Genomic DNA, 13,092 nt, shown 5'->3' with positions numbered 1-13,092 from the left:
TTGATGCTTGATTGTTTAAGCGAGAGACAAATAAAAAAGGACCTAGTGGTCCTTTTTTGCTTACTGACATACAGAACGATTTCACACCACCGATACATTGCTCGTATCGTGACTCTCGATCATTGTGCACACCTCAAAGCCGCTCTAATTTAGCGGTTGTCAGCTTAATCTTAGGATGTCCACTAGGCTAGAGCCTCAGTGGTAGTCGCTATGCATTTTCAAGGTACCGCCGCGAGGATTCGACCCGCTTATATCGGAGTTGACTACCTCAGGGAACGTTGCTGCCAGCTTCTTACTACTGAATAGCGCCATAAGCCACGAATGCCAAAATAGCCGGCAACGGCTGCAAGCGCGCCACAAAGCATGCATCCCAACAAAAAGGGAGGCCCGATTGTAGACATTTGTGCTGCCAGATACTGCCATGAAAGTTCAAAATGAAAGGGTTGTGTCGGTGTGTTCAAACAAAATGCACCCACTTTATAGGCGAAGTAAAACAGCACCGGCATGGTAACGGGGTTACTGATCCAAACTAAAGCCACCGATAACGGCAGATTAACGCCAAATAATATCGCGAGACCAGCGGCCATAATCATTTGACTTGGAAGTGGGACGAAAGCCATAAACAAGCCGACGGCAAATGCGCCCGCGGCAGATCGGCGGTTCAAACACCAAAGATTGGGGTTATAGAGGACATTGCCGAATATTTTCAACGCCTTTTGTTTTTTGATCACTTCGTGATCGGGCATGAAACGTTTAATGAACTTTCTTGGCATAGGAAAACATGACTCTCTTTACAAGCATCACCGTACCTTTGGTTTACACCCTAATATTAGTAAGTGCAACCTTTTGGCCAGTAATGCCGAATATCTATTGGTTGATTCCTTTATCCTTAATCAGTGTCGCCTGGGTGATAAAACGTCGCTTCGTAGCATTAACGGTATTCATCGCACTATCCGTGGCATTAATTCAAGGAAATCTACTTAAGCACCAATCGGAACAGCTTTTTCGATTCGGCACAGATGTTACCATAAAAGCGAACGTTGACAGCTATTTTAAACAAATAAGTCAAGGCTATGAAGTTGACGTCACCATCCTCGAGATAAATGATGAGCCAACTTATCGGCTTAATCGACCGCAAATTAAGCTTAGAGTCACGACGCCGATAGAGATTGGTTCAGTGGTGTCAGCTCCCGTTCGTCTAAAGCGAATTGTCGGGCTGTTAAACTCAGTGGGGTATGATAAGGAAAAGCATTATTTTTCAACTGGCATGATTGCCCAAGCGGATATTGCCCCCTCATCACATGTACTCATATCGAGTGCCCGTTATTGGAAATCATTTACCTATCGTCAAATCCAAAAGGCGACAGAAGCAAGTCGTTACCAAGCGTACTACCTGGCCCTCATCTTTGGTGACCGCTCCTTGCTGACGCCGAGAGACTGGGCTCAGCTTCGTGAAAGTGGGTTATCACATCTGATGGCGATTTCTGGGTTACACGTTGGAATTGTATTTGCTATTGGTGTGCTTGTTGGGCGATGTGTACGAGTCGTGTGTAGCAAGCTATTGAAGCCAGGCCCTTTATTATCAGTGAGTCAGGCGTGGGGTGGTGTGACTATTGGCTTTATGCTTGCGGGTGGATATGGTGCGCTTGCCAATTACTCTGTACCCACGGTGAGGGCGCTGTTGATGCTCGTGGTCCTTTATTTTTTTTATGCGAGAAAGGTTAAGACGGACACCGTCGTCATTGTGTTGATCAGTTCGAGCGTAATATTAACCTTGCTTCCGTTTTCATCTGCCAGTATGAGTTTTTGGCTATCTTATTACGCCGTGACGGCTTTGATTATTTTATCGGTTGGTCGTTATGCTCCCGAACGGAGTGAGGGCGATAAAAAGCACCACTGGGTGTATTTTCATCTTGGATTGGCCATTTTGTTTTTACCCCTTTTGGTGTTTCTTTTTAATGGGGTTTCGCTGGGCAGTTCTTTTTACAACCTCGTATTCGTGCCCTGGTTTACGTTTGTTGTTATCCCAAGTTTGTTAGTTATTACGTTATGTTCTCTTGTCGTGAGTCATAACGGGTTATATGGCGCTGTGATGGATCCGTTATTGTCGGTTGTGGATGTCGCGCTATCTTATTCACATTGGTTTTGGCTTGAGCTTGAGGTGCTTTATGTTTGGCTATTGATGACGTTGATTTGTTTATGGTATTTACGCGTTTGGATGAATGTTCAGGTACTCGTCTGCCTTGGCGTCACTGCTGGAATAACGGTTATAGAGTCGGACAAAAAGTCTGGTTTTCAGGTCAATGTCTTGGATATAGGTCACGGGCTTGCGGTGATTATCCAGCAAGGTAAAGAAGCGGTGATATATGATACTGGGATGGAGGTTAACGGATTTAGCATTGCTGAGCGTGTCATTACGCCGACGTTAACACGATTAGGTATAGATTCCGTTGAAGGCTTGATATTGAGTCACTCAGATAATGATCACGCAGGCGGAGCGCAAGCTCTTATTAATACATGGCCGCTGACCTGGATACGTCGCCCCGATGTGAGCGATCGTGCACGTCCTTGTAAAAAGGGAGAGAAGTGGTACTGGAAGTCTGTAACCTTTGAGGCCTTATGGCCCCCGAAACTCGTGACACGAGCATACAACCCACATTCGTGTGTTGTACTCATGACGTATTATGCCGCGGAGTCAGGGGCCAGCTATCGAGTACTGTTTGCTGGTGATGTAGACAAAATTGGCGAAATCTTATTATTTCGCGACCTGTCTTTGCAGAATATTGATGTGTTAATTGTTCCACATCACGGTAGTAAAACGTCGTCGTCGAGGTTTTTGATGAGCAAAGTGACAGCGAATTATGCGGTCGCCTCGACTCGCTTTGGTGGACGATGGAACTTGCCTAATCCGGCGATTAAAGAAAGCTATCAGCGACGCGGCAGTACTTGGCATGATACTGGATCGGCGGGACAGGTGGTTTATCGATTTAATGGTCAAGAAGTGAGCGCTTCTTCGCTTCGGAGCGATAAGCTTGCGCCTTGGTATAGGCAGATGTTGAGAAGCGGAGTAGAATAAAGGGAAATGAAGAAAAAATGATTGATAAATTATGTCGCTAAATCAAGACGAAACAACGCTGCAAACCTTTAAGCGCTTGTGGATTTATATCCGCAAATACAAAACAGGCTTGACCGTCGCCGTTATCGCCCTCGTGATTAACGCCGCCGCTGATACTTACATGCTTTCTTTGCTTAAACCGCTTCTTGATGAAGGTTTTGGCGACGTTGAATCGAATTTCTTGAAGATTTTGCCGATCATAATATTAGGTATGATGTTTGTGCGAGGTTTGAGCGGTTTTGTATCGACGTATTGCTTGAGCTGGGTATCAGGCAACGTTGTCATGCAGCTGCGTAGGACGATTTTCCGTCACTTTATGCATATGCCTGTCTCATTTTTCGACAAAGAATCAACCGGCGGGCTGCTTTCAAGAATTACTTACGACTCGGAACAAGTGGCAGGGGCGACGAGCCGTTCTCTTGTCAGTATAGTGCGTGAAGGCGCGAGTATCATCGGGCTGATATTTTTGATGTTTTGGAATAGCTGGCAATTGTCTTTGGTTTTGATTGCGGTGGCTCCTATCGTGGCATGGGCGATCGGTTTTGTATCAAAGCGTTTTAGAAAAATCTCGCGCAACATGCAAACCTCTATGGGTGAGATGACGACGTCAGCAGAGCAGATGCTGAAGGGGCACAAGGTGGTGTTAACCTACGGTGGCCAGAAAGTCGAAAGCGAACGCTTTGATAATATGAGTAATCAAATGCGCCAACAAACAATGAAAATGGTCGGTGCATCTGCGATTGCGAATCCAGTGATTCAAATGATTGCTTCTCTCGCATTGGTATCGGTGTTGTATCTCGCCAGTTTTGATTCTATCCGAAGTGAACTCACACCGGGTACCTTTACGGTTATTTTCTCTGCCATGTTTGCGCTTATGCGTCCTCTTAAAGCTCTAACTAGTGTGACGGCAGAGTTCCAACGTGGAATGGCGGCCAGCCAAACCTTGTTTGCGCTAATTGACCTTGATACGGAAAAAGACGGCGGAACGAAAGAACTACAAAAAGTTAAGGGTGATATTCATGTTAATGACATCACCTTTACCTACCAAGGCACGGACAAACCCGCGCTACGAAACGTGAGTTTCGAACTTCCGGCAGGCAAGACGATTGCACTAGTAGGGCGCTCGGGTTCGGGTAAAAGTACCATCGCCAATTTGTTTACTCGTTTTTACGATGTTGACAGTGGTCATATTGCTCTTGATGGCCACAAAATTGATGATTTAAAACTGACAAACCTTCGCCAGCACTTTGCGCTAGTATCGCAAAATGTCCATCTATTTAACGACACTATTGCCAATAATATCGCTTACGCTGCCCAAGGCGATTATAGTCGTGAGCAAATAGAGCACGCGGCAACACAAGCTCATGCGATGGAGTTCATCGAGGGACTCGAGCATGGTCTTGATACGGTTATTGGCGAGAACGGTGCGAGCCTTTCTGGCGGTCAACGTCAACGAATTGCTATTGCCCGGGCTCTGCTGCGCGATGCGCCTGTATTAATTCTCGATGAAGCAACGTCTGCATTGGACACAGAATCAGAGCGAGCGATTCAATCTGCCCTTGATGAATTGCAAAAAGACAAAACAGTGCTCGTTATCGCGCACCGCTTATCCACTATTGAAGAGGCGGATGAAATCCTCGTCGTCGACGAGGGTGAGATCATCGAACGTGGCAATCACGAAGCATTGATCACTCATCAAGGCGCGTATGCTCAGCTACACCGTATCCAGTTTGGTGAGCATTCGTGATAGAAAAGCTTTGGTTCAACCAGCACCCGCTTCGATTCTTATTATGGGTGCTGTTGTGGCCACTAAGCCGTTTGTATGGAATCATTTCAAACAGGCGTCGACACGCGTATCAACAAGGTGAAAAACCGGTTTATCGATCCTCATTACCCGTGGTGGTTGTGGGTAATATTACCGCTGGTGGAAATGGCAAAACACCCATGGTTATATGGTTAGTTGAACAGCTAACCGCGCTTGGTTTTAAGCCTGGTATAGTTTCCAGAGGCTATGGTGCAAAAGCGCCGCATTACCCATTTCGAGTCGATGAAAACTCGTCAACGGCGCATTGTGGTGATGAGCCTAAATTGATTTTCGAACGAACAGGTGCGCCCGTTGTCGTTGACCCTGTGCGTGCTCAGGCCGTACAAGAGTTAGAGAAACAAAACGTTGATGTCATCATTACCGATGATGGACTTCAACACTATGCACTAGACCGCGCATTTGAGATTGTCGTCGTAGACGGACAGCGTCGTTTCGGCAATGAATCCCTTATTCCTCTTGGTCCATTGAGAGAGCCACTTTCTCGGCTTAACGAGGTTGATCTCATTGTCGTCAATGGATCTCAAGCGAAAAGTGAGAGAGAGAAAGTGTTTCAATTGGAGCCTGACTGCGCTGTAAATTTGCGGTCAGGTGAGAAAATGCCGGTTCATGAGCTTGGGTCACTAGCCGCTTTTGCTGGCATTGGACATCCGCCCCGTTTCTTTGCTACGTTGAAGCACCTTGGCGCTAATGTTTTATGTGCCCAAGGGTTTGCTGATCATAAAGAGTTTGAATTGTCGCAACTTATCGCCTTAGAAGAAGGCGTGGATAATGTCATCATGACCGAAAAAGACGCGGTCAAATGTCGACATTTTGCTCGTGAGAGTTGGTGGTACCTGCCTGTGTCCGCGCATTTTTCAGACAACGATAGTACACAAATACTGACAAAAATTAGAAAGGTTATAGAAAGTTATGGATCATAGACTTCTGGAAATTGTGGCATGCCCAATTTGTAAAGGTAAGCTGACGTTTGATAAGGATAAACAAGAGCTAGTCTGCAAGTTAGACAGGCTTGCCTACCCAATTAAAGAAGGCATTCCAGTATTACTGGAGCCAGAAGCCAGAACCATGGGCATGGATGAGGGACGTTAATGTCATTTACGGTCATTATTCCTGCGCGTTACGAGTCTTCCCGTCTACCGGGTAAGCCTCTCGCGGATATTGCGGGCAAGCCGATGATTCAACATGTTTACGATAAAGCCATGTTATCGGGGGCGAAACGTGTCATTATTGCCACCGATGACAGTCGCGTTGAATTAGCAGCAAAGGGTTTTGGTGCTGAGGTGTGTATGACGTCGTCATCGCATGAATCGGGAACGGAACGACTGGCAGAGGTTGTTCAGCTCATGGGCATTGAACCCGAACACATCGTCGTTAATGTCCAAGGCGATGAGCCATTAATTCCACCGTCCATTATTACGCAAGTTGCCAATAACTTAGAGCAAAGCGTCGCCCCAATGGCAACGCTAGGTGTGAGTATAGAGACGGAGCAAGAAGCCTTTAATCCTAACGCGGTTAAAGTGGTGACTGATGAGAAAGGGTATGCGTTGTATTTTAGTCGCGCGACTATTCCTTGGGATCGAGACGCGTACAGTACGCCATCAAAACAGTCACCTGCGCAGCCACTATTGAGACATATCGGTATTTATGCGTACCGTGCGGGGTTTATTAATACCTACGTTACGTGGAAGCCTAGTGTATTAGAAAAGATCGAGTGTTTAGAGCAGCTTCGAGTACTTTGGTATGGCGAAAAAATTCATGTTGAATTGGCGTTGGAAGCTCCTCCAGCGGGTGTAGATACGCCAGAGGATCTCGAACATGTACGTCAATTGATTGCTGAGCAACCTACGCCGTAACGTTAAGCCTTACTCAACTAATTCGAAGGGTAAGTGGTTAGAGCGGGGTGGTCAGCCGGAAGGCTTTCCCACTCGCCAGGTTGTAATTGGTTGAGTGTAAACTTACCCACTGAAGCCCGGATAAGACGCAGTGTCGGGTAGCCAATATTGGCCGTCATGCGTCTTACTTGCCGGTTTCGCCCTTCAATAATCGTGATCGCAAGCCAAGTGGTTGGAATGTTCGCTCGAAAACGTACTGGTGGATTTCTTTCCCATACATCGGGCGCTTCCATTCGTACTACCTTAGCCGGCAGCGTTGGCCCATCTTTCAATGTCACGCCATTGGCTAGCGTTTCGAGCTCTGCATCTGAAGGCGCACCGTCTACCTGCACCCAATATGTTTTTTCAGACCTAGAGCTAGGTTGGGTTAGGCGTGCTTGTAATACACCGTCATTCGTCAGGATGAGTAACCCTTCGCTATCACGATCTAATCGACCCGCAGCATACACCTCTTTGACTGGTATAAAATCAGCCAAGGTTTTTCGTCCGTCCCCATCAGTGAATTGACTTAACGTATCGTAAGGCTTGTTGAATACGATTACCTGGCGATCCTCAAGCGATACCCTTGGTTTACTGTCATCGTTTTTGTAACGGCGTGAAGGACGACGATTTGATGAGGAAGATGAGCTTGAAGATTGTTTGAAATGTGTTGATTTTGCTTTCGCGCGCGGCTTGGATTGAGTGCGCGTTGTTTTAAATGTCATGTTAACTACCCTGCAAAAATGTAAACAAACTGTTTGCATTAGTTTTGCCTAACGCTGTTTTGAGCTATCATAAGCGCGCTCAAAAACAGGATTTATGCACAAGATAATAGACTAATTGCTCATTTTTGTTTAATTATAGTTGCTCAGGATTTCGTTAAACTTGACTAAATGCCTCTAATTGCTCGTTAATGCACCACATTTGGGTGCAGTAACTAGAGTAGCGAGTTTGAGTTATAACGTTTACGCTGCCTCTTTCGGTATGCGTTAATTGATAAGGGTAACCTTGCCCAATTAGAACGATAGGGAAATTTCATGCCTACAGAAAAGCCGACCATTATTTACACGATTACGGATGAAGCACCAGCGCTTGCCACGTATTCACTACTACCGATTATTCAATCATTCACTGCCTCATCTGGTATCAACGTTGATACGAGAGACATCTCATTAGCAGGGCGCATTATTGCAAACTTCCCTGAATATCTGAATGATGAGCAGCGTATCGGCGATGCGCTGAGTGAGCTTGGTGAGCTTGCTAAAACGCCTGAAGCAAATATTATTAAGCTTCCGAATATATCCGCATCAATTCCACAATTGAAAACGGCAATCCAAGAGCTACAAGCTAACGGATACGCACTGCCTGACTACCCAGAAGATCCAAGCTCACCAGAGCAAGAAGCCATCAAGTCGACTTACGACAAAATTAAAGGTAGTGCGGTAAACCCAGTATTACGCGAAGGTAACTCAGATCGTCGTGCTCCATTGTCAGTGAAAAACTACGCGAAGAAAAATCCGCATTCAATGGGTGCTTGGTCGAAAGACTCACAGTCGCATGTTGCGAGTATGTCGGATAAAGATTTCTTCGGTAGCGAAAAGTCAGTCACCGTTGCCGAGGCAACAAACGTTAAGATTCAATTCACTTCGGTTGACGGTAAGGTCACGACGCTAAAAGAAAACGTAGCGTTGCTTTCTGGTGAGATTATCGACGCATCGGTTCTAAATAAGAATGCCTTGGTTGAATTTTTCGAAACACAAATTGCGGAAGCTAAGCAACAAGGTGTGCTGCTGTCTCTTCACTTGAAAGCGACAATGATGAAAGTCTCTGACCCAGTTATCTTCGGTCATGCGGTTAAAGTGTACTACAAAGATGTGTTTGCCAAGCATGGTGCGTTATTTACCGAGCTTGGTGTTGACGTCCGTAACGGTATCGGTGATGTGTACGCAAAAATTGCATCATTGCCTGCGGCTCAAAAAGCTGAGATCGAAGCTGACCTAGAGGCTGTGTATGAAACACAACCGCCACTTGCGATGGTTGACTCTGACCGTGGCATCACCAACTTGCATGTACCAAGCGATATTATCGTTGATGCGTCAATGCCAGCAATGCTGCGCTCTTCTGGTCAAATGTGGGGCCCGGATGGTAAGCAACAAGACACCAAAGCTCTGATTCCAGACCGTAGTTATGCAAGCATTTACCAAGCTGTGATTGATTTTTGTATTGAGAATGGAGCGTTTGATCCAACGACAATGGGTAGTGTACCTAACGTTGGCCTTATGGCTCAAAAGGCCGAAGAATATGGCTCTCATGACAAAACATTCATTCTAGACGATGCAGGTAAAGTTGAAGTCATCAATAGCGAAGGTCTAACGCTCTTAGAGCAAACCGTCGAAGTCGGTGATATTTTCCGTATGTGCCAAGTTAAAGACGCGCCAATCCAAGATTGGGTAAAACTGGCGGTCACGCGTGCTCGCGCGTCAGGCGTGCCAGCGGTCTTTTGGCTAGATGAAGCTCGTGCACATGATGCAGAGCTGATTAAGAAAGTAAATCAGTACCTCCCAGACTATGATACGAGTGGTTTGGATATTCGAATTCTTGCGCCGCTAGAGGCAACCATTTTCTCATTAGACCGCATTAAGAAAGGGCAAGACACCATTTCTGTCACTGGTAACGTGTTACGTGATTACCTGACCGATCTTTTCCCTATTCTTGAGTTGGGCACTTCAGCGAAAATGCTCTCTATCGTTCCACTCATGAACGGTGGTGGTTTGTTTGAAACGGGTGCGGGTGGCTCAGCGCCTAAGCACGTACAGCAAGTTCAAAAAGAAAACCACTTGCGTTGGGATTCATTAGGTGAATTCCTAGCATTAGCGGCCTCTTTAGAGCACCTGAGCACGGTTAGCGGTAACGAACGTGCCAACGTATTAGCGAAAGCGCTAGACTTGGCGACTGGCCAATTCTTGGATATGAATAAGTCCCCGTCTCGCAAAGTCGGTGAATTAGATAACCGTGGCTCACATTACTACCTTGCGCTGTACTGGGCTCAAGCGCTTGCGCTTCAGACTGAAGATGCGGCTTTGGCGAGTGAATTTGCACCTATTGCAGAGCAGCTGGCATCCAACGAAAGTGTGATTGTCTCTGAGCTTAATAATGCTCAAGGTGTACCAGGGGATCTTGGTGGTTACTACCTACTTAATGATGACTTAGTTTCACCATTAATGCGTGCAAGCTCAACACTGAACGCAATCGTCAATCGTTAGGGCTTTTGAATCGTTGGGTGACTAACCCAGTGACGATGATTGATACCTAAATGAAAACGGTCCTTGTTAAGGACCGTTTTTTTTATTTTCTGAAGAGCTGTTTAAAGAGTGAGGATATAGGCTATTCACGTGTTTAGACAAAAGCTTTAGATCGTCGAGTTGTATGCCTCTCGTTTTGGACAAGTGGCAAGTATCTCGCGTCGCCCTGATTCTTTCACTTCCTCTAATATGACATCAAAGCCCCATAACCGGTACAAGTGCTTGAGAACTTCCTCGTGCCCACCGTCTAGTGGGATACGATTGTGAGGCACATGTTGTAATGTCAACGATCGGTCGCCGCGAACATCAACGTTAAACACTTGTATGTTAGGTTCAAGGTTACTTAGATTGTATTGAGCCGCCAATTTTTCTCGTATTTTTCGATAGCCCATCTCGTCATGAATAGCTGAGATCTCGATAAAGTTCTTTCTATCGTCATCAAGGATAGAGAACAGCTTAAATTCCCTCATTAATCGAGGTGAAAGATACTGGCTGATGAAACTCTCGTCTTTAAAGTTGTGCATCGCAAAATGCATGGATTCTAACCAATCGCTGCCCGCCAAGTCTGGGAACCACTCTTTATCCTCATCGGTGGGCTCTTCGCAAATGCGTTTAATATCTCTAAACATGGCAAACCCGAGCGCATAAGGGTTAATACCACTGAAATAAGGGCTGTTATAGGCAGGTTGAGCAACCACGCTAGTGTGGCTATGGAGAAATTCGAGGATGAATTTATCGCTGACCAAACCTTCGTCATAAAGGTGGTTGAGTATGGTGTAATGCCAGAAAGTCGCCCAGCCTTCATTCATGACTTGCGTTTGCTTTTGTGGATAAAAATACTGGCTGACTTTACGCACAATACGAACAATTTCACGCTGCCATGGTTCTAGGAGTGGGGCATTTTTTTCAATGAAATACAGGATATTCTCCTGCGGCTCGCTAGGGAATCGGCTTTTTTGTGTGGATTCTTTTTCTTTATTTTGTGGCACTGTCCGCCATAGTTCATTGACTTGAGATTGGAGGTAAGCCTCGCGTTGCTGTTGACGGATGGTTTCCTCAGCGATGGATATTTTTTCCGGTCTTTTATATCGGTCAACGCCATAATTCATTAAAGCATGGCAGGAATCGAGGGTTTGCTCTACCTCTTCTACTCCGTATTTTTGCTCACATTCGGAGATGTAGTTTTTGGCAAATAACAGATAGTCGATAATTGAACCGGCATCTGTCCAAGTTTGAAATAGATAGTTACCTTTGAAAAATGAGTTATGACCGTAACAAGCGTGAGCCATGACTAAGGCTTGCATGGTGACAGAGTTTTCTTCCATCAAGTAGGCAATACAAGGGTCTGAGTTGATGACGATCTCGTAGGCTAGCCCCATCTGACCGTGTTTATAACCTTGTTCAGTTTGGATGAACTTTTTACCAAAAGACCAATGGTTGTAATTGATGGGCATCCCAATACTAGAATAGGCATCCATCATTTGCTCTGACGTGATGACCTCGATTTGATTGGGGTACGTATCCAATTTATATAAAGCTGCGACGCGCTTGATTTCAGTGTGATAGCGCTCAAGCAAGTCAAATGTCCAATCAGGACCATCAGGCAGTACCTTCGATGTCGTTTTAGCTTCGGTGGTCATAGACACATCTCCCTATGTCGTTTCCTTTTGAAACAATTCCCTGAACACTGGAAAAATATCTTCAACGGAACGTATGTTTTTCATCGCAAAATTGTCAAAGTCATTTTCGAGCTTTTCATATTCATGCCACAGTGTTTGATGAGTGCGACGAGTGATTTCGATATAAGAGTAATATTGACATGCAGGTAGTAAGCTGTTGACGAGCAGTTCTTTGCATCGAGGGGAGTCATCCGCCCAATTATCGCCATCGGAAGCCTGTGCTGCATAGATGTTCCATTGCTCAAGTGGGAAACGCTCTTGCACGATTTGTTGCATTAGCTTCAATGCACTTGAAACAATGGTTCCACCGGTTTCTTGCGAATAGAAAAACTCATGCTCATCCACCTCTTTTGCCTGAGTGTGGTGGCGAATAAACACGACTTCAACGTTTTCGTATGTACGCGTCAGAAACAAATAGAGCAATACATAAAAGCGCTTAGCGATGTCTTTGGTGGCTTGGTCCATCGAGCCAGACACATCCATCAAACAAAACATGACGGCTTGGCTTGAAGGTACCGGACGTTTTTCATAGTTCTTGAAGCGCAGATCAAAGGTGTCAATAAAGGGCACGCTTTCGATTTTTTTACGAAGATTGGCTATTTCTTCTTTGATGCGTTTTTCTTCAATAGGCTGAGCGGGTTCACTCATTTGAATATCGTCTAACTGTTGATATAGCTCCTCAACCAATCGACGCTTCCCGGCGGTCATAGCCGTTCTGCGTGCTAATGATTGTTGCAATGAACGTACAATAGCGATGTTGGATGGCATACCAGCCGTTTGGTAGCCAGAGCGGTGCGTTTTCCACTCTTTTATTTTATTGATTTGATTTTTTTGTAGGTTAGGTAACGCTAAGTCTTCAAAGAGGATATCGAGATATTCATCTTTTGAGATCTGGAAAACGAATTCATCTTCCCCTTCGCCATCTTGACTGGCATCGCCTTGACCCGCGCCACCGCCCTGTCCTCCCTTCGGGGGACGTTCAATTTTGTCACCAGTAATGAATTGGTCATTACCCGGATGCACTTGCTCTTTTAATCCGCCTTTACCTTGATGAAAGATTGGCTCGCTGATATCAGTATTGGGTATCGAGACATCTTCGCCGGTTTCCGTATTTGTGATTGAGCGTCGGTTCACCGCATCAGTGACGGACTCTTTGATTTTTTGTTTATGTCGGCGCAAGAATCGTTGTCGATTAACGGCACTCTTATTTTTACCATTTAGGCGTCTATCGATAAATTGAGACATGAGCTATTACTCCCTGTATTCCCCTCACCAAGCAGGACCCGAGCGTTCGCTCGGG

10 protein-coding genes are annotated in these 13,092 nt (G+C 45.7%); 6 read left to right on the top strand and 4 right to left on the bottom strand.

All coding sequences use genetic code 11. From position 1 onward, the window contains the following. Nucleotides 1-263: 263 nt before the first annotated feature. Entirely contained in the window at nucleotides 264-773 is a 510-nt protein-coding gene (locus ACE1OE_RS20975; RefSeq protein WP_102471372.1) for a DUF2062 domain-containing protein, read from the bottom strand. An 8-nt stretch (nucleotides 774-781) separates the two neighbouring features. On the opposite strand from ACE1OE_RS20975, the gene ACE1OE_RS20970 reads away from it, so the two are divergent. From ACE1OE_RS20970 to kdsB, 5 genes are read left to right on the top strand one after another with little or no spacing between them, the layout of a single operon-like run. Beyond that, the gene (locus tag ACE1OE_RS20970) at nucleotides 782-3,076 is read left to right on the top strand and encodes a DNA internalization-related competence protein ComEC/Rec2 (RefSeq protein ID WP_449212180.1); all 2,295 of its coding nucleotides are present in this window, start codon (nucleotides 782-784) and stop codon (nucleotides 3,074-3,076) included. Nucleotides 3,077-3,107: 31 nt separating this feature from the next. Beyond that, nucleotides 3,108-4,862 carry a lipid A ABC transporter ATP-binding protein/permease MsbA gene (gene msbA / locus ACE1OE_RS20965; RefSeq protein ID WP_102471374.1) on the top strand — a complete coding sequence of 585 codons (1,755 nt, stop codon included), beginning with the start codon at nucleotides 3,108-3,110 and terminating at the stop codon, nucleotides 4,860-4,862. Then, nucleotides 4,859-5,860 (top strand): tetraacyldisaccharide 4'-kinase, encoded by a 1,002-nt coding sequence (gene lpxK / locus ACE1OE_RS20960; protein ID WP_449212179.1) that lies wholly within the window; start codon nucleotides 4,859-4,861, stop codon nucleotides 5,858-5,860. The genes msbA and lpxK overlap by 4 nt, the downstream gene beginning before the upstream one ends. Then, on the top strand, nucleotides 5,850-6,029 hold the full coding sequence (locus ACE1OE_RS20955) for a Trm112 family protein (RefSeq protein ID WP_102471376.1): 180 nt from the start codon (nucleotides 5,850-5,852) through the stop codon (nucleotides 6,027-6,029). Before lpxK ends, ACE1OE_RS20955 begins: the two co-directional genes overlap by 11 nt. Then, the gene (kdsB, locus tag ACE1OE_RS20950) at nucleotides 6,029-6,793 is read left to right on the top strand and encodes a 3-deoxy-manno-octulosonate cytidylyltransferase (RefSeq protein WP_372060843.1); all 765 of its coding nucleotides are present in this window, start codon (nucleotides 6,029-6,031) and stop codon (nucleotides 6,791-6,793) included. The genes ACE1OE_RS20955 and kdsB overlap by 1 nt, the downstream gene beginning before the upstream one ends. A 17-nt stretch (nucleotides 6,794-6,810) precedes the next feature. Here the strand turns inward: kdsB and ACE1OE_RS20945 are convergent, their stop codons facing one another. After that, nucleotides 6,811-7,536: a pseudouridine synthase gene (locus ACE1OE_RS20945; protein ID WP_449212178.1), complete on the bottom strand. Its 726-nt coding sequence runs from the start codon at nucleotides 7,534-7,536 to the stop codon at nucleotides 6,811-6,813. Nucleotides 7,537-7,848: 312 nt separating this feature from the next. Here ACE1OE_RS20945 and ACE1OE_RS20940 point away from each other — a divergent pair, with 312 nt between their 5' ends. Beyond that, a complete protein-coding gene (locus ACE1OE_RS20940; protein ID WP_449212177.1) occupies nucleotides 7,849-10,074 on the top strand; it encodes an NADP-dependent isocitrate dehydrogenase in 2,226 nt (741 codons plus the stop codon). A gap of 146 nt (nucleotides 10,075-10,220) precedes the next feature. On the opposite strand, the gene ACE1OE_RS20935 is transcribed toward ACE1OE_RS20940, so the two are convergent. Together ACE1OE_RS20935 and ACE1OE_RS20930 are read right to left on the bottom strand one after the other, a co-directional pair. Next, nucleotides 10,221-11,753 carry a SpoVR family protein gene (locus tag ACE1OE_RS20935; protein ID WP_102471380.1) on the bottom strand — a complete coding sequence of 511 codons (1,533 nt, stop codon included), beginning with the start codon at nucleotides 11,751-11,753 and terminating at the stop codon, nucleotides 10,221-10,223. A 12-nt stretch (nucleotides 11,754-11,765) separates the two neighbouring features. Further along, the gene (locus tag ACE1OE_RS20930; protein WP_102471381.1) at nucleotides 11,766-13,037 is read right to left on the bottom strand and encodes a YeaH/YhbH family protein; all 1,272 of its coding nucleotides are present in this window, start codon (nucleotides 13,035-13,037) and stop codon (nucleotides 11,766-11,768) included. Nucleotides 13,038-13,092: the final 55 nt, after the last annotated feature.

The organism is Vibrio sp. E150_011 (genome assembly GCF_053544015.1).
Note: the sequence above shows the minus strand (reverse complement) of the source record. Positions and strands in the feature narration are given on the sequence as shown.